The 25,520-nt window shown below is 62.1% G+C and carries 24 protein-coding genes; 13 read left to right on the forward strand and 11 right to left on the reverse strand.

Translation table 11 applies throughout. The annotated features are described in order from the left end of the window. Positions 1–316 precede the first annotated feature (316 nt). The 7 genes from cobU (at position 317) to BFP89_RS05420 (ending at position 5,604) form a co-directional block, all read left to right on the forward strand. Positions 317–838, forward strand: a complete 522-nt coding sequence (gene cobU / locus BFP89_RS05390; protein WP_065884508.1) for a bifunctional adenosylcobinamide kinase/adenosylcobinamide-phosphate guanylyltransferase — start codon at positions 317–319, stop codon at positions 836–838. After that, positions 835–1,890 carry a nicotinate-nucleotide--dimethylbenzimidazole phosphoribosyltransferase gene (gene cobT / locus BFP89_RS05395; RefSeq protein WP_065884509.1) on the forward strand — a complete coding sequence of 352 codons (1,056 nt, stop codon included), beginning with the start codon at positions 835–837 and terminating at the stop codon, positions 1,888–1,890. Before cobU ends, cobT begins: the two co-directional genes overlap by 4 nt. Beyond that, positions 1,887–2,462 carry an alpha-ribazole phosphatase family protein gene (gene cobC, locus BFP89_RS05400; protein WP_065884510.1) on the forward strand — a complete coding sequence of 192 codons (576 nt, stop codon included), beginning with the start codon at positions 1,887–1,889 and terminating at the stop codon, positions 2,460–2,462. The genes cobT and cobC overlap by 4 nt, the downstream gene beginning before the upstream one ends. A gap of 2 nt (positions 2,463–2,464) precedes the next feature. After that, positions 2,465–3,193 carry an adenosylcobinamide-GDP ribazoletransferase gene (locus BFP89_RS05405; RefSeq protein WP_065884511.1) on the forward strand — a complete coding sequence of 243 codons (729 nt, stop codon included), beginning with the start codon at positions 2,465–2,467 and terminating at the stop codon, positions 3,191–3,193. Positions 3,194–3,235: 42 nt separating this feature from the next. Further along, positions 3,236–3,640: a MarR family winged helix-turn-helix transcriptional regulator gene (locus BFP89_RS05410; RefSeq protein ID WP_065884512.1), complete on the forward strand. Its 405-nt coding sequence runs from the start codon at positions 3,236–3,238 to the stop codon at positions 3,638–3,640. A gap of 53 nt (positions 3,641–3,693) precedes the next feature. Beyond that, complete coding sequence (locus tag BFP89_RS05415; protein ID WP_065884513.1) at positions 3,694–4,902, forward strand: MFS transporter; 1,209 nt, start codon at positions 3,694–3,696, stop codon at positions 4,900–4,902. A 150-nt stretch (positions 4,903–5,052) separates the two neighbouring features. Further along, positions 5,053–5,604: a glutathione peroxidase gene (locus tag BFP89_RS05420; protein ID WP_065884514.1), complete on the forward strand. Its 552-nt coding sequence runs from the start codon at positions 5,053–5,055 to the stop codon at positions 5,602–5,604. Positions 5,605–5,672: 68 nt separating this feature from the next. Here the strand turns inward: BFP89_RS05420 and BFP89_RS05425 are convergent, their stop codons facing one another. From BFP89_RS05425 to BFP89_RS05435, 3 genes are all read right to left on the reverse strand, one after another. Continuing rightward, positions 5,673–6,950 (reverse strand): OmpP1/FadL family transporter, encoded by a 1,278-nt coding sequence (locus BFP89_RS05425; protein ID WP_065884515.1) that lies wholly within the window; start codon positions 6,948–6,950, stop codon positions 5,673–5,675. Positions 6,951–7,438: 488 nt separating this feature from the next. Continuing rightward, entirely contained in the window at positions 7,439–7,663 is a 225-nt protein-coding gene (locus BFP89_RS05430) for a hypothetical protein (protein ID WP_010208698.1), read from the reverse strand. Between the two features lie 442 nt (positions 7,664–8,105). Further along, positions 8,106–8,411: a hypothetical protein gene (locus tag BFP89_RS05435; protein ID WP_065884516.1), complete on the reverse strand. Its 306-nt coding sequence runs from the start codon at positions 8,409–8,411 to the stop codon at positions 8,106–8,108. 454 nt (positions 8,412–8,865) lie between these two features. Here BFP89_RS05435 and BFP89_RS05440 point away from each other — a divergent pair, with 454 nt between their 5' ends. Next, positions 8,866–9,189 (forward strand): hypothetical protein, encoded by a 324-nt coding sequence (locus BFP89_RS05440; protein ID WP_065884517.1) that lies wholly within the window; start codon positions 8,866–8,868, stop codon positions 9,187–9,189. A gap of 175 nt (positions 9,190–9,364) precedes the next feature. After that, a complete protein-coding gene (gene rmuC / locus BFP89_RS05445; protein ID WP_176718396.1) occupies positions 9,365–10,729 on the forward strand; it encodes a DNA recombination protein RmuC in 1,365 nt (454 codons plus the stop codon). Between the two features lie 123 nt (positions 10,730–10,852). On the opposite strand, the gene BFP89_RS05450 is transcribed toward rmuC, so the two are convergent. From BFP89_RS05450 to BFP89_RS05460, 3 genes are all read right to left on the reverse strand, one after another. After that, positions 10,853–14,323 (reverse strand): hybrid sensor histidine kinase/response regulator, encoded by a 3,471-nt coding sequence (locus tag BFP89_RS05450; RefSeq protein WP_065884519.1) that lies wholly within the window; start codon positions 14,321–14,323, stop codon positions 10,853–10,855. A 114-nt stretch (positions 14,324–14,437) separates the two neighbouring features. Further along, positions 14,438–14,821: a YbaN family protein gene (locus tag BFP89_RS05455; RefSeq protein WP_065884520.1), complete on the reverse strand. Its 384-nt coding sequence runs from the start codon at positions 14,819–14,821 to the stop codon at positions 14,438–14,440. Between the two features lie 20 nt (positions 14,822–14,841). After that, positions 14,842–15,429, reverse strand: a complete 588-nt coding sequence (locus BFP89_RS05460; RefSeq protein ID WP_057721316.1) for a UPF0149 family protein — start codon at positions 15,427–15,429, stop codon at positions 14,842–14,844. A gap of 277 nt (positions 15,430–15,706) precedes the next feature. On the opposite strand from BFP89_RS05460, the gene recQ reads away from it, so the two are divergent. Beyond that, positions 15,707–17,833, forward strand: coding sequence for a DNA helicase RecQ (recQ, locus tag BFP89_RS05465; protein ID WP_065884567.1), 2,127 nt, complete (start codon positions 15,707–15,709; stop codon positions 17,831–17,833). Between the two features lie 121 nt (positions 17,834–17,954). Beyond that, complete coding sequence (locus tag BFP89_RS05470) at positions 17,955–18,389, forward strand: MarR family transcriptional regulator (RefSeq protein ID WP_065884521.1); 435 nt, start codon at positions 17,955–17,957, stop codon at positions 18,387–18,389. 111 nt (positions 18,390–18,500) lie between these two features. Here BFP89_RS05470 and BFP89_RS05475 read toward each other — a convergent pair whose 3' ends face one another. After that, a complete protein-coding gene (locus tag BFP89_RS05475) occupies positions 18,501–20,690 on the reverse strand; it encodes a patatin-like phospholipase family protein (RefSeq protein ID WP_065884522.1) in 2,190 nt (729 codons plus the stop codon). 83 nt (positions 20,691–20,773) lie between these two features. On the opposite strand from BFP89_RS05475, the gene BFP89_RS05480 reads away from it, so the two are divergent. Next, positions 20,774–21,061 (forward strand): SelT/SelW/SelH family protein, encoded by a 288-nt coding sequence (locus BFP89_RS05480; RefSeq protein ID WP_065884523.1) that lies wholly within the window; start codon positions 20,774–20,776, stop codon positions 21,059–21,061. A gap of 2 nt (positions 21,062–21,063) precedes the next feature. Here the strand turns inward: BFP89_RS05480 and BFP89_RS05485 are convergent, their stop codons facing one another. Both BFP89_RS05485 and BFP89_RS05490 read right to left on the reverse strand, forming a co-directional pair. Next, a complete protein-coding gene (locus tag BFP89_RS05485; RefSeq protein ID WP_065884524.1) occupies positions 21,064–21,945 on the reverse strand; it encodes a DMT family transporter in 882 nt (293 codons plus the stop codon). Positions 21,946–22,039: 94 nt separating this feature from the next. Continuing rightward, a complete protein-coding gene (locus BFP89_RS05490; protein WP_065884525.1) occupies positions 22,040–22,789 on the reverse strand; it encodes an AraC family transcriptional regulator in 750 nt (249 codons plus the stop codon). 137 nt (positions 22,790–22,926) lie between these two features. Between BFP89_RS05490 and BFP89_RS05495 the strand changes: the two genes are divergently transcribed. Then, on the forward strand, positions 22,927–23,736 hold the full coding sequence (locus tag BFP89_RS05495; RefSeq protein ID WP_065884526.1) for a UDP-2,3-diacylglucosamine diphosphatase: 810 nt from the start codon (positions 22,927–22,929) through the stop codon (positions 23,734–23,736). 186 nt (positions 23,737–23,922) lie between these two features. On the opposite strand, the gene BFP89_RS05500 is transcribed toward BFP89_RS05495, so the two are convergent. Both BFP89_RS05500 and BFP89_RS05505 read right to left on the reverse strand, forming a co-directional pair. Continuing rightward, complete coding sequence (locus BFP89_RS05500; protein WP_065884527.1) at positions 23,923–25,116, reverse strand: amino acid aminotransferase; 1,194 nt, start codon at positions 25,114–25,116, stop codon at positions 23,923–23,925. After that, on the reverse strand, positions 25,116–25,472 hold the full coding sequence (locus BFP89_RS05505) for a 4a-hydroxytetrahydrobiopterin dehydratase (RefSeq protein ID WP_065884528.1): 357 nt from the start codon (positions 25,470–25,472) through the stop codon (positions 25,116–25,118). The genes BFP89_RS05500 and BFP89_RS05505 overlap by 1 nt, the downstream gene beginning before the upstream one ends. Between the last annotated feature and the right edge of the window lie 48 nt (positions 25,473–25,520).

The following is a 25,520-nucleotide window of genomic DNA, read 5'->3' on the forward strand; positions in this document are numbered from 1 at the left end:
CACGCGCCATCCATGGCGCGGGGCGGCTAACCCGGCGTCCTGCCGGGTTGCCCACGGATTCAAGCCTGCGTTCGGCCAGCGTGGTTTAACGGGGGCGCCCAAGATCAAAAGCGACTCGCTGCGCATCGTGGTTACGGGTGGGCGCTACAGAGTTGTCTAGGCAGCCGCGGACTAAATGTGGGAGGGGGCTTGCCCCCGATAGCGGTGGGTCAGTAATCGAAGTTTTCACTGTTACTCCCTCATCGGGGGCAAGTCGAATCGTCGCACCCCCCCTCCCACATTGTTCGGTGGCGCGGGCCTTGGAAGGTATGTGTTCATGCATCAATTGATTCTTGGCGGCGCTCGCTCAGGTAAGAGTCGTCTTGCTGAAAAGCTCGCCGGCGACAGCGGGCTGTCCGTGATTTATATCGCCACCAGCCAACCGCTGGACGGTGAAATGAATCAGCGCGTTGCCTTGCATCGCGAACGGCGCCCAGATCACTGGGGCTTGATCGAAGAACCCGTCGAGCTGGCGCGTGTGTTGCGCGAAAACGCCGCTGCCGGCCATTGTCTGTTGGTCGACTGCCTGACTTTGTGGCTGACCAATCTGTTGATGCTTGAGGATGCCGAGCGCCTGGCGTTCGAGCGCGATCAGTTGCTGCAAACCCTGGCGTCGCTGCCGGGTGAAATCATTTTTGTCAGCAACGAGACCGGATTGGGTGTCGTGCCGCTGGGCGAATTGACTCGCCGTTATGTGGATGAAGCCGGTTGGCTGCATCAAGCCTTGGCCGAGCGGTGTCAGCGTGTGGTGCTGACGGTGGCCGGCCTGCCTCTGACTTTGAAAGGTACTGCGTTATGACCGATTCCTGGTGGCTCAACCCCTGCAAGGCCATCGATGCTTCTGCGCAGAAACAGGCGCGGGACCGTCAGCAGCAGTTGACCAAGCCCGCCGGTTCCCTCGGCCAGTTGGAAGCGCTGGCGGTGCAATTGGCCGGGTTGCAGGGCCGGGTCAAGCCCTCGGTGGATCAACTGTGGATCGCGATTTTTGCCGGCGACCACGGCGTGGTCGCGGAAGGCGTGTCGGCGTTTCCCCAGGAAGTGACCGGGCAGATGTTGCACAACTTTGTCACCGGTGGCGCGGCCATCAGCGTGTTGGCCCGGCAACTGGATGCGCAGTTGGAGGTGGTCGATCTCGGCACGGTGACGCCCTCCCTGGCGTTGCCCGGCGTGCGTCACCTGAATATCGGCGCGGGCACGGCCAACTTCGTCAACGGCCCGGCGATGACCCAGGCTCAGGGCAATCAGGCCCTGCAGGCCGGGCGAGACAGCGCACACCGCGCCATGGAAAGCGGCGCACAGCTGTTTATCGGTGGCGAGATGGGCATCGGCAACACCACCGCCGCCAGTGCGTTGGCCTGTGCGCTGCTCGATTGCCCGGTGAGTGACCTGACCGGGCCGGGCACGGGTTTGAATGCCCAGGGTGTCAGTCATAAGGTGGCGGTCATCGAGCGCGGCCTGACACTGCACGGGGCCCAGCGCGACGACGCGCTGCAGACGCTGTTCAACCTGGGGGGCTTTGAAATCGCCGCGCTGGTCGGTGCCTATCTGGCCTGCGCCCAGGCGGGCATCGTGGTGCTGGTGGACGGGTTTATCTGCAGCGTCGCCGCACTGGTCGCCACGCGCCTGAGCCCGGCCTGCCGCGAGTGGCTGGTGTTCGGCCACCGTGGCGCCGAGCCGGGCCATCGTCACGTGCTGCACAGCCTTGACGCGCAGCCTCTGCTCGAGCTGGGCCTGCGCCTGGGCGAAGGCAGCGGCGCAGCGTTGGCGGTACCGCTGTTGCGCCTGGCCTGTGCACTGCACGGGCAGATGGCGACCTTCGCCGAAGCGGCCGTGGCGGACCGCCCCGCATGACGTTGCACCTGGATGTGCTGCGCCATGGCGAAACCGAACTGGGCGGCGGCCTGCGCGGTAGCCTGGATGACGCCCTGACGGCCAAAGGCTGGGAACAGATGCGCGCCGCAGTCGCCGGGCGGGGGCCGTGGGACCGGCTGATCAGTTCGCCGCTGCAACGCTGCGCGCGCTTTGCCCAGGAGCTGGGCGAGCGTCTCAACCTTCCGGTCAGCCTGGAAAAAGACCTGCAGGAGCTGCACTTCGGCGCCTGGGAAGGGCAGAGCGCGGCGGCGTTGATGGAAACCGATGCCGAGGGCCTGGGCTTGTTCTGGGCGGACCCCTACAGTTTTACGCCGCCGCAAGGTGAGCCGGTGGGCGCGTTCTCCGAGCGGGTGCTTGGTGCTGTCTCACGTCTGCGCCAGGCCCATGCCGGTGAGCGTGTGCTGTTGATCAGCCACGGTGGGGTGATGCGGCTGCTGTTGGCGCGCGCGCGCGGCTTGCCCCGTGAACAATTGCTGAATGTCGAAGTCGGCCATGGCGGGCTGTTCAACTTGCAAGTCGCGACCGATGGCACGTTGAAGGAAGGAGGCTGACCATGCTGCCGTTCTGGATCGCCCTGCAGTTCCTGAGCAGCCTGCCGATTCGCCTGCCGGGCATGCCGCAACCGCAGGAACTGGGGCGTTCGTTGCTGTTTTATCCGCTGGTGGGCGTGCTGTTCGGCCTGCTGCTGTGGGGCCTGAACGCGTTGTTGACGGGCACGCCACTGTTGCTGCACGCCGCGCTGCTGCTGAGCGCCTGGGTGCTGCTCAGCGGCGGCCTGCACCTGGACGGCCTGGCCGACAGTGCCGACGCTTGGCTGGGTGGTTTTGGCGACCGTGAACGCACCCTCACCATCATGAAGGACCCACGCAGCGGGCCCATTGCCGTGGTCACCCTGGGCCTGGTGCTGCTGCTCAAGTTCACCGCGCTGGTGACGCTGATCGAGCAGCACAATGGCGCTGCGCTGATTCTCGCGCCGCTGATCGGCCGGGCGTCGATGCTGGCGCTGTTTCTCACTACGCGTTATGTGCGCGCGGGTGGATTGGGTCAGGCGCTGTCGGATCATCTGCCCAGGGTTGTCGGCCAGCAGGTGCTGATCCTCAGTGGACTGGCCTGCATCCTGATCGGCGGGTTCAACGGGGGGCTGGCGGTATTGCTTGCCGCAGTGTGTTTTATCGGGTTGCGCCAGGTGATGGTCAAGCGCCTCGGTGGTACCACCGGGGATACTGCCGGCGCACTGCTGGAACTGCTGGAAACGGCGGTGCTGATTGGACTGGCGTTGTAACACTTTCTTGCATTTGCACAACTCCGGGTATATACACGCTCCATGCTTGCCTCCCAATGTCTATGCACCAACCTGCGACGCGCCGCCCGTGGCGTCAGCCGGCATTACGACGGCGCCCTCGACGGCTTCGGGATCAACGTTGCGCAGTATTCCTTGCTGTGCAACCTGCAACGTCTCGATCAGCCGAGTATTTCCAGCCTGGCCGAAGCCATGGGCCTGGACCGCAGCACCCTGGGGCGCAATCTGCGCGTCCTGGAAGGTGACGGCCTGGTGCGGTTGGTCGAGGGTGATGACCTGCGCAATCGCCTGGTGGTATTGACCGAGGCGGGCCAGCAGCGGTTGGCGGCGGCCCTGCCGGCATGGGAAGCGGCGCAACAGAAATTGATCGATCAGCTTGGCGCGCAAAAGCGCGAAACCCTGTTGGCCTTGCTGGATGAACTTGCCTGAACGGCGGTTTGTTTGACTACAAGCGGGTATATACCCGCGACGGAGAATAAGAAATGACCTCGATGTGGCGCACCAGTGGCTGGGTTCTTTTGGGGAGTGCGCTGATCCTGGCGTTGTCGTTGGGCGTGCGGCACGGCTTTGGGCTGTTCCTGGCGCCGATGAGCAGCGAATTCGGCTGGGGGCGTGAGACGTTCGCTTTTGCCATTGCCTTGCAGAACCTGATCTGGGGCCTGGCACAGCCGTTCACCGGGGCCTTGGCCGACCGCTTCGGCGCGACCAGGGCGGTGTTCGTCGGCGGCGTGTTGTACGCCGTGGGCCTGGTGCTGATGGGCATGTCGGACTCGGCGTGGTCATTGTCCCTGAGTGCCGGGTTGCTGATTGGCATCGGCCTGTCCGGCACGTCGTTTTCAGTGATTCTCGGCGTGGTCGGCCGCGCCGTAGCACCGGAGAAACGCAGCATGGCCATGGGCATCGCCAGCGCCGCCGGCTCCTTTGGCCAGTTCGCCATGGTGCCTGGCACCCTCGGCTTGATTGGTTGGCTGGGCTGGTCGGCGGCGCTGCTGGCACTGGGCTTGATGGTGGCGTTGATCCTGCCGCTGGTGGCCATGCTCAAGGACAAACCGCTACCGGTGACGCTCGGTCAACAAACCCTGCGCGAAGCGTTGAAGGAGGCGTGCTCCCACTCCGGGTTCTGGCTGCTGGCCTTCGGCTTTTTCGTCTGCGGATTCCAGGTGGTGTTTATCGGCGTGCATCTGCCGGCGTACCTGGTGGACCAGCATCTGCCGGCCACGGTGGGCACCACGGTGCTGGCCTTGATCGGCCTGTTCAATGTGTTCGGCACCTACACCGCCGGCTGGCTGGGTGGGCGCATGTCCAAGCCGCGTTTGCTCACCGGTTTGTACCTGCTGCGTGCGGTGGTGATCGGGCTGTTCCTGTGGGCGCCGGTCACCGAAGTCACGGCTTACCTGTTTGGTATGGCCATGGGCTTCCTCTGGTTGTCCACCGTACCTCTGACCAACGGCACGGTTGCCACCTTGTTTGGCGTGCGAAACCTTTCGATGCTGGGTGGGATTGTGTTCCTGTTCCATCAACTCGGCTCGTTTCTCGGTGGCTGGTTGGGCGGGGTGGTCTATGATCGAACCGGTAGCTATGACTTGATCTGGCAGGTGGCAATTTTGCTCAGCCTGCTCGCGGCGGCCCTGAACTGGCCGGTGCGTGAGCGGCCGGTGGCGCGCATTCAGGCGCAAATGGAGGCGGCATGAGTGCAGCATTGCGGTGCGTGATCCTGGCGGTGGCGCTGGTGGTGTTGCTGCTGGCCTGGTGGGGCTGGCAGCAAGGCGGCCTGGCGTTGATGCAGTTGGGCATGGCGATCTGTTAAGTTCATTGTCTGAACCGAATCAAGGACCTTTGATATGTTGATGCGCTGGCTCGCTGTACCCGTCCTGATGGCTGCTGGCAGTGTGGCCCTGGCCGCCGGATGCCCGCCGTTGCTGGAGGGCCAATTGCCCAAGCTGCGGGCCAAGGAATCCATTGACCTGTGCCAGCGTTTTGCAGGCAAGCCTTTGGTGATCGTCAATACGGCGAGCTTCTGCGGCTTCGCTCCCCAATTCAAAGGCCTTGAAGCCTTGTATCAGCGTTATAAGGACGAAGGACTGGAGGTGATTGGCGTGCCTTCCGACGACTTCAAGCAGGAGGCCAAGACCGGCGAGGAAACCGCCAAGGTCTGCTACGTCAATTACGGCGTGACCTTCACCATGACCGAGCCGCAGAAGGTCAAGGGGCCGGACGCGGTGCACCTGTTCAAGAGCCTGGCGCAGCAGACCGACACGCCGCCGAAGTGGAATTTCTACAAGTACGTGGTGGATCGCCAAGGCAAGGTGATTGCCAATTTTTCCAGCCTGACCAAGCCTGACAGTCCCGAGCTGATCAAGGCGGTGGAGCAGGCGATCGCTTCCAAGCCCTGATACAGGATCGTCCATTAAAAAGCCCCGCCTCCTTTGCAGGAGGCGGGGCTTTTTTATACCGCGATGAATCAGAAGCGGTAGGTCATGCCCAGGCCGAAACCGTTGGCACTGTTCTCATACTTGGCGTTGTAGCTGGCCAGCTGGTTGGCGCGTGCAACCTTGACGTCCTCTTCCTTCAGGTAGGAGTAAGCCACGTCGATGGTCATGTTCGGCATGACCTCGTAGCCCAGGCCCAGACTGAAGATGGTGCGGTCGCCGGTAGGAATGCGCGGCGAGCGATCCGTGTTGTTGGTCGGCGACTGGTCGAACGTCAGGCCGGTACGCAGTACCACCTGCTTGGTCAGCTGATACGAAGTACCCACGGCGTACGCCCAGGTGTCGTGCCAGTTCTGGTCTTCCTTGATGGTGCCGACCAGGCCGGGGGCCAGCGCGCCACCCGCTGCGGCAGTCACGCCTTCGTTCTTGACGGTGATATCTTTCAGGCGGCTCCAGCGGGTCCAGGTTGCACCGGCGTAGAGCTTCCACGCATCGGTCAGGTCCTGGGTCACCGACAGGTCGTAGGACTCAGGCGTGTCGATCTTCAGCGAGGCGTCGTAGCGATTGCTGCGCAGGAACGGCGAAGTCGCGGTCGGTGCGGTGACTTCGGTGTGGCCGTCCAGCTTGTAGCTGACCTTGGAGTGGTAGGTCAGGCCGACGCGGGTGGTATCGGTGGCTTGTACCAGCACGCCGATGTTGAAGCCCAGCGCGGTGTCGTCACCCTTGATCTTGATGTTGGTGTCGGGGGCGCGAGGGTTCAGCGTCAGGTCCGATTCCAGGGTACCGGCAATGCGGTTGATGGTCGGGCCAAAACCCACGGAAACGCGATCGTTGAAGGCGTAGCTGACAGTCGGTTGCAAAGTGATGACTTTCACTTCGCTCTTGCTGCCGAAGCCACGGCCCTGGAAGCCGCTTTCGTAGTCGGTCACCAGGCCGAACGGCGCATAGACGCCGAAACCCACAGCCCACTGATCGTTGAGTTTATTGGTGTAGAAACCGAAAGGGACGGCGGTGAACGGCACCATATCGCCCTTGTTGCTGCCACTGGAGCGACCGCTGGTATTGCTCAGGTCAGTGGACGCATCGATGGCCGCGACACCGCCGGTCACCTGCTGGCCGTTCAGGCGAGCCATGCCGGCAGGGTTGCCATACACAGTGCTTGCATCATCGGCAGAAGAAGAGCGACCTGCGAAACCAGTACCCATTCCGCTGACGCTCTGTTCGTTCAGGGCGAAGCCGCTGGCGAACAGTTGGGAGGAGGCCATGGCAACGGCGAGGCTAAGTGTGGTCTTGAGCATTACTTTTTTCATTATTAGAACTCCGTGTGATCACCGCTGCGGAAAGTATCAATAAATTTCACATCGCGCTATAGGCTGTAATGCAGGAGATAGAGCGGTTTTGTAGGACAATCCGACCAGATTTGCGGTTTTTTGGCGAATCTTGCAAATTGCCCGGTCAGCAGGTCGCGTATTTCATGGGACAGACACAGGTTTGCCGGGCCTGGGAGAAATCTCGCAAACGTCATTGAGGGTGAAATATTTTTAATGAATGACGGGCCGGAGAAGGCGGGCTTGGCAGCGGTGAATCGGATCTCAGGCCCGTCGCAAGCGGATCATGCCGCTTGAGTTGAAGTGTAGTGTCATATTCATCCTGTAAAGGACTGTTTTTAAAACATCTTCTTCAACTGGTTATAACGTTTATATCTATTTGTGATTAGTAAGAATTCTTTGGCTGAATGCAGGCAATAAAAAACCCTGTTTTTCAGACAGGGTTTTTGTGTTTCAGCGACTCGGGTCGATCAGGCAATCAATGCCTGACGGGTACGCTCGATCACGGCCTGCAGCGGTTCTGCGCTGGAGTATTGATCGGGGTACAGGCGTTCGCTGTGACGAGCGATGCCATGTTCGTTGACCAGGGTGAAGCTGAAGCAGCCTTTGCGAGCGGCCATGATCAGGCAGTTCATTGGGGCAAAAGCGTTGGTGAGGGTGCGAATGGCATCCTGAGTATGGATTTGAGCGTTCATATTATGGGTGTTCCTACAAATGACACAGATAAGAACCATGCCGTATTAAAACGTTCCAGTGACGTTGATCACCATTGATCAAACGAAGAACCCGACTGGAACAAAGCAGCCAGTTTGAAGCGCTATTGAATGAGGCGCGCTTGGGCTGGCAGGTAGGTACTTAGGAGGGCAGGCAACACAACAGGGGCAAAGGTTCTGGGCCCCGGGTGAAGATCCTGATCAATTTGCAGGTTGGTTCGGTCAGAGTATGGAGACTTCGCGACACCCTTTGCTTGTTCAAAGGCCGTGTCGTCGCAAGTGATACCTGGAAACCATCGAGGTGGTCGATCCCATGTGATTCAGGGATATGTTCGACCAGAATTGACTTTCAGCTTGGTACTAACGCCGCGGATAGTAACGGATCGAAACAGGGAAGGGAAGGGGTCCCGTAAAAAAATCCCGATCAACCCCCCAGCAGCCCGCGATAGACCAGCACGGTGATCGACGCGGCCAACGTACAACCGAGTGCGTAGGCGGCGAGGGTCAGCCTCAAGGACTTGCCGGTCTCGATGACCCGAATGACATCACGCATGTCGCCGATCCCGCCTTCTCCCAGTTCGATGCACAGACTTGACGCGGTCAGAGCGGCGGATACCAGGATAGCGATGGCAAACAGCGCGCCGTCCGGGGACGGTAACAGCGCATTGATGGCCAGGGATGTCGCACAAATGGCCAGCAGCAACGTGGCGAATAACAGAATTCCTTTCATCGGCCCTGCACGGTTGCGTTGTCGGTGGAGAAGTGTGGCGAGCGGCGACCGCTTTGAAAAGTCCCCAGGCCTGCAGGCAGTAACATTTTCCCGGCCTGTTGGAGCAAAAAGGCCCGCGATATAACCATTGACTGGGTAGTTGTGCACATTTGTCGCAGCTTGTGTAACTTCAGGGGCAGCGGCCCTGGAGCCCGCTCATTTGCCTGCAATCAAAATTTAAGTCAATGAAAAATCTGGCTTTTTTTTATTGGTGAAAAAATCGTCAGTTTGACTGCGGCCCCCGTTCCATGGGGCTTTGCGCGAGTTAAAGCGGGGTTGTCCACTGAGTTATCCACAGCTTCTGTGGATTGTCCCAAGCGCTTGCTCTAGAACGGGCGTGCAGCGTTTTTTCAGCTTTACCTGTACGAAAAAAAGAGTAGAGTGGCGCGCCTTCCGGTCTGCCCCACAGTGCTTTATGAAGTTTCGCTCAGTATCACCTTCTGTTACCGACACTCCCCAAACTGTTACCGCGCCCAAGCGCTTCTCGTTGAAAGTCGCCTTGTGGCTGCTCGACAGCCCACGCCTGGGGCAGAGTACCAACATCAAGCACTTGGCCGGCCGTCTGCTCAAGCAGCCTGCCCGTGAAGGCGTGGTGGCCGCACAGAGCCGCCTGGGCCAACTGATGTGCCGTGAATGCGGAAATGCCCGCGACCGGCGTATCGGCCAGGACCTGCTGCGTTCGGCGGCCCGTGCCGGTGATCGCCGCGCCCAGCGCGAATTGGGCCAGGTCGAAGACTGAGCTGTCCTCCCGTGCCTTGCTTGGTTAACCTTGCTGTTTTTGGGTGAAGGCAGAAATGACTATGGTGTTCGACTGGACCAGTGTCGCCCTCGGCCTTGCGGGCGCAGCCCTGCCGTTACTGGCGTGGTGCTGGCAGCTTCAACGGCGGCTGACCGCGCGCACCACCGGCTGGGAGTTGCTGGAAGAGCGCCTGGCCATCGCGCAACTGGCCCAGGAAGGGCTTGCCGCGCAGTTGGACGCCAGCCGCGACGAGATCAGCGATCTGAGCCAGGCCAACGCCGCCAAGCAGGCCGACCTGGCTGCGGTACGCCGCGAAGTCGAGCTGTTGCAGATCGACCGCGATAACGCCCGCGACGCCGCCCACGCCTGGAATATCGACCGCAGCGCCAAGGAAACCGAACTGCGCCGCCTTGACGCCCTGGCCGCGGCCCTGCGCGCCGAGCTGCGGGAACAGCAGGACAGCCATCAACAACGTCTCGCCGACCTGCAAGGTTCCCGCGATGAGCTGCGCGCGCAGTTCGCCGAACTCGCGGGGAAGATTTTCGACGAGCGCGAACAACGCTTTGCCGAGACCAGCCAGGAGCGTCTCGGGCAGTTACTCGACCCGCTCAAGGAACGCATCCAGTCCTTCGAGAAGCGCGTTGAAGAAAGCTACCAGAACGAAGCCCGCGAACGCTTTTCCCTGGCCAAGGAGCTTGAACGCCTGCAGCAATTGAACCTGCGCCTGTCGGACGAAGCCACCAACCTGACCCGCGCCCTTAAAGGCCAGAAAACCCAGGGTAACTGGGGCGAGCTGATCCTCGAGCGGGTGCTGGAACATGCGGGGCTGGAAAAAGGTCGCGAGTATCAGACCCAGGTCAGTCTCAAGGGCCCGGATGGCGAACGTTTCCAGCCGGACGTGCTGATCATGTTGCCGGGCGACAAGCAGGTGGTGGTGGACTCCAAGGTCAGCCTGACCGCCTACCAGCAGTACGTTGCGGCGGATGACGAGGTGATTGGCCAGGCGGCGTTGAAACAGCATGTGCTGTCCTTGCGCAATCACGTCAAGGGCTTGGCCGGCAAGGATTACAAGCGCCTGGAAGGCTTGCACAGTCTGGATTTCGTGCTGTTGTTCGTGCCGATCGAAGCGGCGTTTTCCGCAGCGCTGCAAGCCGAGCCGAACCTGTTCCAGGAAGCCTTTGACCGCCATATCGTGATTGTCAGCCCGACCACCTTGCTGGCCACCCTGCGGGTGATCGACAGCTTGTGGAAGCAGGAGCGTCAGAGCCAGAACGCACGGGAAATCGCCGAGCGCGCCGGTTGGCTGTATGACAAGTTCGTGCTGTTTATCCAGGATCTGGACGAAGTGGGTAATCGTCTGCAACAGCTGGATAAGGCTTACAGCGCAGCGCGCAACAAGCTGACAGACGGACGCGGGAATCTGGTCAGTCGCACCGAGCAGTTGAGACTGCTCGGCGCCCGAGCGAGCAAGAGCCTGCCGGCGGATCTGCTCGAGCGCGCGATGACGGATGCTGACGGTGTAGCGCATCTTCCTGAGTAAAACACAGGCCAAATGTGGGAGGGGGCTTGCCCCCGATTGCGGAGTGTCAGTCGCCAGATCTATTGGTTGATGCACCGCTATCGGGGGCAAGCCCCCTCCCACATTGTACGGAGTACACTTGAATTAAAGGGGCAAATGCCGACTTAACAGCGCCCGCAACGCCGCCGGTTTCACCGGCTTGGCCAGGTAATCCAGCCCCGCCGCATGCACTTTCGCCACCATCTCCGCACGGCCATCGGCACTGATGACCACGCCGGGAATCGGCTCGGCCAATTCGGCGCGCAGCCAGCCCATCAGCTCGGTACCGGTCTCGCCGTGGTCCAGGTGGTAATCCACCAACGCGAGTTGCGGGCGCATGCCTTCAGCCAGCAGGGCGGCGCATTGCGCCTGGTCAGTAGCGGTCCACACCTCGCAACCCCAGCGTGTCAGCAAGCTGCGCATGCCGATCAGGATGCTTTCTTCGTTATCCACGCACAGTATGTGCGCGCCGCTGAGTGGCAGGCCATTTTCCTGCGCGGCCTTGACCGGTGCCGCGGTCTGGTTACGCGCCAACGGCACACGCACACTGAACACGCTGCCCTTGCCCGGCCACGAGCGTACGCTCAGGCGATGGCCCAGCACGCGGCACAGGCCGTCGGCAATCGCCAGGCCCAGGCCCAGGCCCTTTTCGGCGCGGGTCTGGTGACTGTCCAGGCGTTTGAATTCTTCGAAAATCACTTTCTGTTTATCCAGCGGGATGCCTGGGCCACGGTCCCAGACTTCCAGGCACAACTGGCCCTGGCGGCGACGTACGCCCAGCAGTACCGGCCCGTCGGCATAACGAAAGGCGTTGGTCAGGAAATTCTGCAGGATCCGCCGCAGCAACTTGATGTCGCTGTCCACCCGCAGGCGACTGCCGCGCAAACGAAAGCGCAAGCCTTGCTCCTGGGCCAATGCCTTGAATTCGGCGCCCAGGGTGTCGAATAACTCGTTGAGGACGAACGGCTGGCGTTGTGGATTGATCTTGCCGTTTTCCAGGCGCGAGATATCCAGCAAGTCGCTGATCAGATCCTCGGCCGAGCGCAACGAACTGTCCAGGTGCTGCACCAGTTGCCGGGCTTCGCCGGAAAGGCCTTCATGCTGATGGGACAGGGCGGCGGAGAACAGGCGTGCGGCGTTCAGCGGTTGCATCAAGTCGTGGCTGACGGCCGCCAGAAAGCGGGTCTTCGACTGGCTGGCGGATTCGGCCACGCCCTTGGCCTCGGTCAACGCGACGTTGAGCTGCGACAGTTCATGGGTGCGCTCGGTCACTCGTTGCTCCAGGCCTTCGTTGGCCTCGGTCAGCGCCTGTTCGGCTTCGCGGAACGCGGTAATGTCAGTGAAACTCATGACAAACCCGCCGCCTGGCATCGGGTTGCCGATCAATTCGATTACCCGTCCATTGGGAAACAGCCGCTCTGACGTGTGCGCACGGCCCTGGCGCATCCAGTGCAGGCGTCGCGCCACATGCACTTGTGCCTCACCGGGGCCGCACAGGCCGCGCTCGGCGTTGTAGCGGATGATGTCGGCAATCGGCCGACCGACACTGATCAAGCCGTCGGGGTAGTTGAACAGTTCCAGGTAGCGCCGGTTCCAGGCCACCAGCTTGAGCGACTGATCCACCACGCTGATGCCCTGGGTGATGTTTTCGATCGCACCCTGCAGCAGGGCGCGGTTGAATTGCAGCACCTCGGACGCTTCGTCGGCGATCCGTACCACGTCCTCCAGCTGCATGTCCCGCCCTTCAATGGCGGCTTTGACCACGGCGCGCGTGGACGACGCGCCGAGTACGCCGGCCAGCAAACGCTCGGTGTGGGCGATCCAGTCGTTGTCGGCATTCTGGTTGGGGTTGAAGCCTTTGCCCTGGCGATAGGCAAACCGGATAAAGCTCTGCTGGGCCCGTTCTTCACCGACAAAGCGCGCTGACAGGCTGAGCAGGTCGCTGATCTGTACCGACAGCATGGAACGGGCGCTGGCGCGCTGGCTGATTTCCTGACCGATAAAGCGCCCGGCCTGCCAATGCTCGGAGACCCGCGTGCGCGACAGCATCGACACCCATACAAACAACGTGAAATTACCCGCCAGGGAGAACACGGTGCCCAAGGTCAGCGAGGTCACGGAAAAGCCGAAGGGATGCGAGTGCATCCAGGTCAGGCCGGGGAAAAGGCTCAGCGACCAGCCCAGGCTTTTCGCGGTAACCGGTAGGACCAGGGTGTAGAACCACAGGAACGTACCCGCCGCCAATCCTGCAAATACCCCGCGCCGGTTGGCCTGTTTCCAGTACAGCGCGCCGAGCATCGCCGGGGCCAGCTGGGTCACGGCGGCAAACGCGATCTGGCCGATGGTCGCCAGGCTCGCGGTGGAACCCAGCAGTCGGTAACTCACATAGGCCAGCAGCAGGATGATCACAATGCTGACCCGGCGCACCGACAGCATCCAGTGGCGGAACACTTCGAAGGGCCGTTCGGCGCTGGAGCGGCGCAACAGCCAGGGCAGCAGCATGTCGTTGGAGACCATGGTCGACAAGGCAATGCTGGCCACGATCACCATGCCGGTGGCCGCCGAGGCGCCGCCGATAAAGGCCAGTACGGCGAGGGCCGGGTGGGCTTCGGCCATCGGCAGGCTGATCACGTAGGAATCGGGCAGCACCGAGCCTGGCAACAGCATCTTGCCGCCGAGGGCGATGGGGATCACGAACAGCGCTGCAAGGATCAAATAAGCGGGGAACACCCACTTGGCCAGGCGCAAGTCCTGCGGGTCGATATTCTCCACCACCGTCACATGAAATTGCCGGGGCAGGCAGATGATCGCCATCATCGCGACGCCGGTCTGCACCACCATCGACGGCCAGTTGATGGTCTCCTTCCAGTATTCCTCCAGGCGTGGTGCGAGCATCGCCTGGCTGAACAGGTCGCCGAAACCGTCGTACAGCCCGTAGGTTACAAACGCGCCGACCGCCAGAAACGCGAACAGCTTGACCAGCGATTCAAAGGCAATCGCCAGGACCATGCCCCGGTGGTGTTCGGTGGCGTCGAGGTTGCGGGTACCGAATACGATGGTGAACAGCGCCAGCACCAGCGACACCACCAAGGCGGTGTCCTGGGCCCGCGAGCCCGTGGTGTCGGGCCCGGAGCCGATCAACAGGTTCACACCGAGCACGATGCCTTTGAGCTGCAGGGCGATGTAAGGCAATACGCCGACCAGGCAGATCAACGCGACCACCACCGCCAGGGACTGGGATTTGCCGTAGCGTGCGGCGATAAAGTCGGCGATGGAGGTGATGTTTTCCTGCTTGCTGATCAGAATCATCTTCTGCAGCACCCAGGGCGCCAGCACCAGCAACAGCACCGGCCCCAGGTAGATCGGCAAGAATGCCCACAGCTGTTCGGCAGCCTGGCCCACCGCGCCGAAGAACGTCCAGCTGGTGCAATACACTGCCAGCGACAAGCTATACACCCACGCACGCACACGCGGCGGCAGCGGCGCATGGCGGCGGTCACCGTAAAAGGCGATGGCAAACATAATGGCCATATAGGCCAGGGCAACGGCGGCGATCAGCCCGCTGGACAGCGTCATGGTAACTCCGAGCATAGGGACACCCGGGCGGTGCGGGCCCGGTCGGACAGTCTCGCATGATGCTTGGGGTTAGTCAGTGTCGACCAAGGTCTGAGCGCGACCTGATGTCGCGGCTCAGCGAGGGGGCAGGGTTTTCTGGCGCAGGATATAAATCGTCACCAGCACCGCACTGGTCAGCATGAACCCGCGTGCCCACGGCAACGGCACCAGGTAGCAGGACACGGTGATGCTCAGCCACATCAAGCCGATGGCGTAGACCTTGCCCTTGAGCGGGATGCCATTGCCGTCCAGGTAATCATGGATCCAGGGGCCCAGGCGCGGGTGTTCCACCAGCCAGTGATAGAAACGCGGGGAGCTTCGAGCGAAGCAGGCGGCAGCCAGCAGGAGAAAGGGGGTCGTTGGCAATACCGGCAGGAAAATGCCGATCACCCCGAGCGCTACGCTCAGCCAGCCGATGGCCAGCAGCGCGTAACGCAGGAGCGGCGAGCGCTTGCCCATGGGGTCCACGGGCTAGCGACTCAGTGGTGACGTGGCTTGAGGATCGCCGGTTTTTCGTCAGGCGCGTTGCACAGCAGGTACAGCGCGGTGAGGGCTTCCGGGATCTGCACGATCATGTCGTCCATCAGGTTGGCGTCGGCGGCGATATCGGAAAACTCGGCTTCTTCTTCAAAAAGCCCCGAACCGACCATGATCGGCAGGAGCATTTCGCTGACTTCTTCCTCGGCGGTTTCGAACCAGGCGGCTTCGCGCAGGAACACGCCTTCCATGAAGCCGATGCACCAGCCGCGCAGGTCGGAGTCGTCCGGATCGTCGCCCAGGTCCAGTTCGCACGGCAGCTCGAACTCCTCATCGGAAGCCAGTTGGCGACTGATGTGGGCCTTGAGCGCCAGCAGGGTGGCTTCGATTTCTTCGCGCTGGGCGTCGTCGGCGTAATGGGGTTCTTCGGCGAACAGCGCGTCGATCCACTCACGGTCGGGGACGACTTCGGAGCAGATCGACAGCGCGGTCAGGTAGCCGTGGGCGGCCACATAGTCCAGCGCCTCGTCATGCAGCTCATCGGCGTCGAGGAAGGCTTGCAGGCGGGTTAGTTGCTCAGCGAAGGACATTGAAGAATTACCTTGGGAATAAACGATGCTGAATTCTAGGCGTTCTTGAGCGCCCAGGCCAGCCGCAAGGCATATTTGCCTGGTTTTAAACAGCGGTGGTCTATTCGTCAGTCACGCCCTTTGCCGACGAACGCTCGGGTATACTGCCGCGTTTTGTGATGCCCCTGCAGGCCATGCGGCAATCCGGGAAAACTTCGCTTACGGATTATTTTCCATGAAAGCGATTTTTTTCGGCCAGCCTGTACAGAGGGATTTGCGCACCATTTTGGAGTTTTACATGCTCGAGCAGGCTCAACGCGTCCTCAAGGACATCTTCGGCTACGACAGTTTTCGTGGCCGCCAGGGTGCGATCATTGAGCGCGTGGCCAGTGGCGGCGATGCCCTGGTCCTGATGCCTACCGGCGGCGGCAAGTCGTTGTGCTTCCAGGTGCCGGCGCTGTTGCGCAATGGCCTGGCCGTGGTGGTGTCGCCGCTGATCGCATTGATGGACGATCAGGTCGCCACCCTGGAAGAGCTGGGTGTCGCCGCCGCTGCCTTGAACTCCACCCTCAGCGCCGAGCAGCAGCGCGACCTGGCCGCGCGGATCAAGCGCGGCGAAGTGAAGATGCTCTACCTGGCGCCGGAGCGGCTGGTGCAGCCGCGCATGCTGGCGTTCCTGCAGAGCCTGGAAATCGCCCTGTTCGCCATCGACGAAGCCCACTGTGTGTCGCAATGGGGCCACGATTTCCGCCGCGAATACCTGCAGCTCGGTCAACTGGCGGAGCTGTTCCCCGATGTGCCGCGTATCGCCCTGACCGCCACCGCCGACAAGCGTACCCGCGAAGAAATCGTCGAGCGCCTGCATTTGCAGGACGCCGAGCGCTTCCTGTCGAGCTTTGACCGCCCGAATATTTTCTACCGCATCGTGCCCAAGGAGCAGCCGCGCAAGCAGTTGCTCGCGTTTCTCTCCGAGCGGCGCAGCGATGCGGGCATCGTTTATTGCCTGTCACGCAAGAAGGTCGATGAAGTCGCCGCGTTCCTCTGTGAGCAAGGTTATCCGGCGCTGCCTTATCACGCCGGCCTGCCCAATGAAACACGCTCGGCGCACCAGAAGCGCTTCCTCAACGAGGAAGGCCTGATCATGGTGGCGACCATCGCCTTCGGCATGGGTATCGACAAATCCAACGTGCGTTTCGTGGCACACATGGACCTGCCCAAGTCCCTCGAGGCCTATTACCAGGAAACCGGCCGCGCCGGCCGTGACGGCCTGCCGGCGGATGCCTGGATGGTCTACGGCCTGCAGGATGTGGTGATGCTCAAGCAGATGCTGCAGAACTCCGAAGGCGATGAGCGCCACAAGCGCCTGGAGCAGCACAAGCTCGACGCGATGCTCTCGCTGTGTGAAGAGACCCGCTGCCGCCGCCAGACGCTTCTGGCGTATTTCGATGAAGACATGCCGCAACCGTGCGGCCACTGCGATAACTGCATCGATGGCGTGCAGACCTGGGACGCCACCGAGCCGGCGCGCCAGGCGTTGTCGACGATCTACCGCACCGGCCAGCGCTATGGCGTCGGTCACCTGGTGGATGTACTGCTGGGCAAGGACAACGAAAAGGTCCGCAGCTTCGGCCATGAGAAACTCTCGGTCTACGGCGTCGGCAAGGCCCGCGCCGAAGGCGAATGGCGTTCGCTGTTCCGCCAGATGGTCGCGCGCGGGCTGGTCGACATCGATATCGAGGGCTACGGTGGCCTGCGCCTTAACGACAGCTGCCGGCCCTTGCTCAAGGGCGAAGTCAGCCTGGAGTTGCGCCGCGACCTCAAGCCGCAGACCACCGCCAAGAGCAGTACCAGCCAGGCCAGCCAACTGGTGCGTGGCGAGGAGCGCGAACAGTGGGAGGCCTTGCGGACCCTGCGGCGCAAGCTGGCGCAGGAGCACAGCGTGCCGCCCTACGTCATCTTCCCCGATTCGACCTTGCTCGAGATGCTGCGCGAGCAGCCCACCAGCATGGCCGAAATGGCCAGGGTCAGCGGCGTGGGCGCACGCAAGCTGGAGCGTTATGGCCAGGCCTTCCTCGAGGTGCTCGGCGGCCAGGCCGAAGCACCGAAGGAAATCGCCGATATCCGCCACGAACTGATCAGCCTGGCCCGCGCCGGCATGACCCCGATCCAGATCGCCGGCCAACTGCAATGCTCGGAAAAAAATGTGTATACGTTGCTGGCCGAAGCCATCGGCAAGCAGCAATTGTCCCTGGAGCAGGCCCTTGATTTGCCGGAGGATTTGCTCGGCGAAATCCAGGATGCCTTTCTCGACGGAGAGGGCGAATTGCCACCTGTCGCGGAGATCGCGCCCCTGTTTGCCGGACGGGTTCCCGAGGGTGTTTTGTACTGCGTACGGGCCGCTTTGCAGTCGGAATTCGAAATTTAGTGTGGCGATTACGACAATGTAACGAATCAGTACATACCGGGCCTTGCCTCCTGGCATGGCTCATGCTTAGCTGACTAATAATTAGCCACACTTTATTTTCAGTCTAAATCATGAGTTTTTTATGCCGTTAACCGATCAACACCGTTTTGGCATGCAGTTGGCGCAAATGTCCCGAGGTTGGCGCGCCGAGCTGGACCGCCGCTTGGCGGGGCTGGGCTTGTCCCAGGCGCGATGGCTGGTGCTGTTGCACCTGGCGCGTTTTACCGAAGCACCCACCCAGCGTGAACTGGCACAAAGTGTCGGCGTGGAAGGGCCGACCCTGGCGCGTCTGCTCGACAGCCTGGAAGGTCAGGGCCTGGTGCAACGCCAGGCCGTGGTGGAAGACCGCCGCGCCAAACGTATCCTGCTGTGTGACACGGCGCGCCCGCTGATCGACCAGATCGAGACCATCGCCACGGCGTTGCGCCATGAACTGTTCGTGGGGGTGGACGAAGAGGATCTGCGCGTATGCATGCGCGTCCATGGGCACATCCTGGCGAATCTGGAAAAGTCCTGATTCCAGGTTCAGTGAAGATCAAAAATGTGGGAGGGGGGCAGTTGGAGCATTTTTGACTGATACACCGCCATCGGGGGCAAGCCCCCTCCCACATTTGATTTGCGCAGCGTTCTAGAAGGTCTGGCCCAGGTTCAGGTACACCGCCTTCTGGTTGTCATCATTGAACCCATAGCTGAAATTCAACGGCCCCAGCGGCGTATCAAAGCCGAGGAATATGCTCGCCGCGTTGATGTAGCCGCTGTCGAACGCATTGTCGTTGTTCCACGCCCGGCCCCGTTCCACCGAGGCCCCGAGGTACAGCGGAAAATCCAGCGGCAGGTACGAGCGCGGCGTCAGGCGGCGGTAGTACACCGCGCGCATCAGGCTGATGTTCTGGGCCGAGATCGCGTCCTCGCGAAAGCCTGACAATTGTCGCGCGCCGCCCAGCAGGAAGCTGGACACCACCACATCCGAATCATCCAGGGTGCGTCCGTAGCGACCACCGAGGATCAGGGTGTCGGGGCCGTGGCTCATGGCTTTGTCCAGCTTGAACTCCCATTGGCGGTAGCGCTGGTCCGAACCCAGTCCGGGTGCGAACTCACGGAAGGCCAGTCCGATGTCTTCGCCGGTGTGCGGGAAGTAGACGTTATCGAAAGAGTCGAACGAGTATTTCAACTCATAGAAACCCTCGCTGAAGCTCATGCTCGGCAGGTTGCGATCGCCAATGCGCACGTCCGCCTTGCCCCAGGCTTCTCCCACGCCGAAGCGGATTTCGCCGCTGTTGCCGATCTGCCGCCCGACGTTCAGGCCGAAACCGTAGCGCTCCAGCCGGTATTCAGAAACGGGGTCGTTGTCCAGGGTCAGCTCGACGTTCTGCGCCTGAGCCCTGATATAGGGCGCGACAAAATAGCGCGAACCGGTGTCCATCGGTTGATAGAACTCGCTGTACAGCTCCTGGCGGTCACCGATCTGCACCCGCGTCAGCCATTCGGCGCCGAGGCGGTTGATCCCGTTTACCCGGTAGCTGGCGCCAAGGTTGAAGGCGCTGTCGCCGCGCATGTCATCCGACAGGTTCAGCCCCAGGCGCAGGTAGTCGGTGCCGCTGCGCTTGCCGCGCGCGCTGATGACCAGGGTATTGTCCTTGCCCTTTTTCACCACGCGGTATTGCACCTGCTCGAAGTAGTCCAGGCCGTACAGCGTACCCATGTCCGATTGCAGGCGGCCAAGGTTGAGCGGTTCGCCCAACGTCTGGCGGATGTAGTAGCGGATCACGTCGTCGCTGACCTTGGAGTCGTTTTCCACGTCGATCGCGGTGATGATCGGCGTGCGTTCGCCCGGGGTGCGGGCGGCGGTCAGTTGCGCATCGACCGGCTCAGCGGGGCGCAGGTGTGCCAGGCGCAGGTCGAGGGCGCGGGTGGCGCGGTAGCCAGCGTCGATCATGTCCCTGGCGCGTCCGAAGTCCGTCACGCCGTAGGCGGCCAGGGGCGGTTGGATCAAGACGTCCCTGGGGTGCAAGGCCTTGAGTTGTTCCTCGGAATTGCGCCGGGTCATCAGAGTGATGGACTGATTGAGCACATCGACCACGGTCGCCAATTGCTTGCGTGAGCGCAGCGGTGTGCCGATGTCCACCACGATGGCGATGTCCACGCCCATGTCCCGTGCCACGTCCAGGGGAATGTTGTCGGTCATGCCGCCGTCGACCAGCAGCCGCCCATCCAGCTCCACCGGCGCGAACACCGCGGGGATCGACATGCTGGCGCGTATCACCTGGGGCAGGTGGCCCTTGCTGAACACGACTTTTTCGCCGGTGGTGATGTCGGTGGCCACGGCGCGGAACGGAATCGGCAGCTTGTCGAAGTTACGCGTGTTGCTGCTGTGGGCGAACATGCTTTCCAGCAGCAGCGCCAGGTTCTGGCCCTGGATCACCCCCAGCGGCAGGCCGAGGCTGCCGTCGTCGCGGAAGCTGAGTTTCTGCTTGACCAGGAAATCGCGGTCATCCTGCTTGCGCCTGAACGGCACGTCTTCCCGGGGCGGTGCGTCGGACAGGGCCTGTTGCCAGTCGATACTGAGGGCGAGTTTTTCCAGCTCGTCGATCTTGTAGCCCGAGGCGTACAGCCCGCCAATCACCGCGCCCATGCTGGTGCCGGCAATCGCGTCGACCTGGATGCCTTGTTCTTCCAGCGCCTTGAGCACGCCGATATGCGCCAGGCCGCGGGCGGCGCCGCCGGACAGCACCAGGCCGATTTTCGGGCGCGGGCTTTCAACGGCGTCGGCGAGAAGGGGAAGCAGGCACAGGAACAGGCAGGACAACAAGCGGCGCATCATGAATCTCGAGGCTGGGCGATAAAGGCCGGTATTATAGCCACTCGATCCACTGACGCCGTCACCCAGGAGCCTTTCACGTTATGTCCGCCAGCAAACCCGAGATCGTGATCACCTATTGCACCCAGTGCCAGTGGCTGTTGCGTGCCGCGTGGCTGGCCCAGGAATTGTTGAGTACGTTTGCCGAAGACCTGGGCAGGGTGTCGCTGGAGCCGTCAACCGGCGGCGCGTTTCGTATCACCTGCAACGCCGTACAGATCTGGGAGCGCAAGGCCGATGGCGGTTTTCCGGAAGCCAAGGTGCTCAAGCAGCGTGTGCGCGATCAGATCGACCCGCAGCGCGACCTGGGGCATAACGACCGCACGCAGTGACGTCAGGTCGCCACAGGCTGTTTGGCCTGGCTCGCGCTGCCCATCAGGCCGGACAGCACGATGGCGACGATGATCAATGCGCCACCCAGCAGCATGCGCAGGGTGGGCGTTTCGGCAAACAGCAGCCAGGCCACGGTGATGCCGTAGACCGGTTCCATGGCGAACACCACCGAGGCGGTGCGCGCCTTGATCACGGCCAGGCTGGCGACGAACAGGCTGTGGGCCAGGCCGGTGCAGAACACCCCGAGCAGGCCGATCCACAGCCAGTCCAGTGCGCGCACCTCCGCCAGCCCCGGCGCCGCCACGGGCAACAGGCAGACCGCGACCACCACGTTCTGGCACAGCGCGGCCTGTACCGCCGGAATGCGTCCGGAGCTGGCGCGGTTGTTCAGTGACAACAAGGCGAACAGCAGCCCCGATGCGATGCCCCAGAGCAAGCCGCCCGTGGCGTCACTGGCCAGGTTGAAGTCCGGGGTCACCAGCACCAGGCCGATGCTGACCAGCGCTACCAGCACCATTTCATTGGCGCGAATCCGCTCGCGGAAGATCAGCCCTTCAAGGATCACCGTAAAGGCCGGGAAGGCGGCGAACCCCAGGGTCGCCACCGCCACCCCGGCGACCTTGACGGCGATGAAGAAGGTCACCCAGTGCGCGGCAAGCAGCACGCCGCTGACCAGCAGGCGGCGCCAGTCGCGCATCTGCAGGTGTCTCCACGGCGCATTGCTGGCAAAGCGCGCGAACACCGCCAGGGCAATCACCGCGAACGCGGCACGCCCGAATACGATGATGGACGGTGAGGCGGCCGCCAGTTTGCCGAACACGCCGGTAAGGCCGAACATCAATGCGCCGATATGCAGGGCGCCAAGGGCTGAGCGGGGAGTCATTACGATGCCTGCCAACGAAAGTGACCACCAGTCTAGAGGTTGGGTGAAAGGGATGTCTGTCGTGCGGCTCGCGATGTTTAGCGCGAAACTCTTCCTATGACGTTCGCCGCATTGTGCCCGGCGAGGCGCCAAACTCGCGCAACATGGCGGCAGCGAAGGCACTTTGCGAGCGGTAGCCCACGCGTGCGGCGATCTCACCCACGGGCAGCGGCGTCTCGCGCAGCAGCGTCAATGCCATTTGCAGGCGCTGGTGGCGCACGTAATCCATGGGGGTTTGCCCGCATTCGAGCATGAAGCGCGCGTGCAGACGCGCCACCGACAGGCAGGCAATCCGAGCCAGGTCCGCGACATGCAGCGGATGAGCGGCGTGGCGTTCGATATGCGCGTTGAACGCGGCAAAAGGCAGGCGCCGCCCCGGCGGTGGCATCGCCTGCGGATGATTGAGGCTGGCGAGCAGCAGCAGCGCGCCTTGCCGGGCGATCAATGGATCCTGTATCGGGCTGCCGGCCAGCCATTGCACCAACTGGTGCTGGCGCGAATCCAGCGCCAGCCGGGCCGGCCGGTCGAGCAGGCGGCGACTGGCATCGGCGTGGTCACCCAGTGTCTGCAGCAGCCAATGCTCGGTTGGCACATCCAGCACCAGGCAGCGGCTACCGTCGCGGCTGCCGCAGGCGTGGTGAGCGGCAAACGGCAGGATCATCACGCTGCTTTCCTGCACCTGATCAGCGCAGCCAGCCACTTCGAAATCCAGGCGCCCGGACAGGCCAAACACTAATTGTGCATGGTCATGGCTGTGGGCGATGGGGGCATCGGTGTACTGGCGAAGCGTAAGACTGGGGCTCATTGCGCTCTCCTGGGCGGCAAGTCCCCAGTCTACATCGCTTAGGGGCGGCCAAGCGGTGTCATCAGACTGACGCGCAGTTGTCATGGGCTATTAATCGCCAGGGCGCAAGCTCGCGAAAACAGCGTCGAGGGACACCCATGACCCGTGCCGAATTCGCCAAGCCCAGCCGCAAGCAACGGGTGCGAACCCTGTGGATTTCCGACGTGCATCTGGGCACTCGGGACTGCCAGGCCGAGCATCTATCGCAGTTTCTCAAGGGTTATCACGCCGACAAGGTGTACCTGGTGGGCGACATTATCGATGGTTGGAAAATGCGTGGCGGCATGTACTGGCCCCAGGCTCACACCAACGTGATTCGTCGCCTGCTGACCATGGCCAAGCGCGGCACCGAGGTGATCTATGTCACCGGTAACCATGACGAATTTCTCAGGCGCTATTCCAAGCTGATCCTGGGCAATATCCAGCTGGTGGACGAGGCGGTGCATGTCACGGCGGACGGTCGTCATCTGCTGGTGATTCACGGCGATCAGTTCGACGTGATCACCCGTTACCACCGCTGGCTCGCCTTCCTGGGGGACTCGGCCTACGAATTCACCCTGACCCTGAACCGCTGGCTCAATCATTGGCGGGCGCGCTATGGCTACGGTTATTGGTCGCTGTCGGCGTACTTGAAGCACAAGGTGAAAACCGCGGTGAGTTTTATCAGCGATTTCGAAGAGGCCATCGCCCACGAGGTGACCAAGCGTGAGCTGCATGGGGTGGTGTGCGGGCATATCCATCATGCCGAGATCCGCAAGGTGGGCGAGGTGGATTACCTGAACTGCGGGGATTGGGTGGAATCGTGCACGGCGTTGATCGAGCACTGGGATGGGCATATCGAGTTGTATCGGTTGGCGGATGCGCAGGCCAAAGAGGCGCTGCTCAAGGCTGAGATGGTCACAACCTGAAGTCTTGACTGGGTCAAATGTGGGAGGGGGCAAGCCCTGACGCCTGTAGGAGCGAGCTTGCTCGCGAAAAACGTCAACGATAACGCGTGCTTCCTGAATGAACGCGTTGCCTGTGAGTTTTTCGCGAGCAAGCTCGCTCCTACACATGTTAGGGCAAGCCCCCTCCCACATTTGGCCTCGGTTTCGTCAGCTTGAGACGTCGGCGATGGCTTGGGCCAGTAGCGTCAGCCGTGTGGCATCAACCCCGGCCACATTGGCCCGACCCGAACTGACCATGTACACACTGTGCTTCTCCCGCAGTTGCCTGACCTGCTCGGCACTCAAACCGGTGTAGGAGAACATCCCGCGCTGGGTGCCGATATGGGCAAACTGCTCGGCCAGGCCGTGGGGCGCCAGCGCTTCCACCAGCCCGGCGCGCAGTTGCGCGATGCGTGAGCGCATGGCTTCGACTTCGTCGCTCCACTGCTGCTTGAGCTCGGCGTCGCCAAGGATGGTCGCCACCACGGCTGCACCATGATCCGGCGGCGTCGACCACAGGTTACGCGCCGTATTGGCGAGCTGGCTGCGCACGTCCGTGAGCTTCTCGGCATCCGCCGCACACACGATCAGTGCACCCACGCGGTCGCAATACAAACCGAAGTTCTTCGAGCACGAACTGGTGATCAATACTTCCGGCAGCTCGGCGGCAAACAGGCGCACCGCCCAGGCGTCCTGCTCCAGGCCGTCGCCGAAGCCCTGGTAGGCGAAGTCGATCAGCGGCAGCAATTGGCGCTCGCGCACAATCTGCAGCACCTGACGCCAGTCATCCCGGGACAGGTCGAACCCGGTCGGGTTGTGGCAGCAGGCGTGCAGCAGCACCACATCGCCCTTGGGCACACTGCTCAGGGTGGCCAGCATCGCCGCCACGTCCAGGCGATTGTCGCTGCCCACGTACGGGTAATGGCTGACCTTGAGCCCGGCCTTGGCGAAAATGGATTCGTGGATCGGCCAGGTCGGATTGCTCAGCCACACGCCACGGCCAGGCAGGCTCTGGGCGATAAAGTCGGCGCTCAGGCGCAGGGCGCCGGTGCCCCCTGGCGTCTGGGTGGCGCCGGCACGGCGTTCGGCGATCAACGCCGAATCGGCGCCCAGCACCAGTTCGCTGATCAGTGCGCCGAAGGCGGCATTGCCGTGCCCGCCAATGTAAGTCTTGGTGGCCTGGGTATCGACCAGGCGCTGCTCGGCACGTTTTACCGAGTCCGGGATCGGCGTCAGGCCCTGGTCGTCCTTGTAGACGCCCACGCCCAGGTCGAATTTGTGCGGGTTGGTATCCTGGGCGAACAGGTCCATCAGCCCGAGAATCGGGTCGCCGGGCACGCGGCCAATCGCATCGAAGTGCATTACTTGCGGCCCTCGGCGCTCTTGGCCACTTCATCGGTACGTGCGGCCATGATGAAGTCGTTGCGGTGCAGGCCCTTGATGGAGTGGCTCCACCAGGTCACGGTGACCTTGCCCCATTCGGTGAGCAGGCCCGGGTGATGGCCTTCGGCTTCGGCGATGTCACCCACGGCGTTGGTGAAGGCCAGGGCGAACTTGAAGTTCTTGAACAGGAAAACCTTTTCCAATTGCATCACGCCGTCGCGCACTTCGATGTTCCAGTCGGGGATCTGTTTGATCAGCACCGGCAGTTCTTCATCGCTGACTTGCGGGGCGTCGGCGCGGCAGGCTTCGCAATGGGCTTGGTTCAAGGTGGTCATGAAGGTGTCCTGAATTCGAATGATTGAAGGTCAGTGGTGCTACCCTAA

The organism is Pseudomonas sp. 31 R 17 (assembly GCF_900004915.1).
In the GTDB taxonomy this organism is placed as follows: domain Bacteria; phylum Pseudomonadota; class Gammaproteobacteria; order Pseudomonadales; family Pseudomonadaceae; genus Aquipseudomonas; species Aquipseudomonas orientalis_A.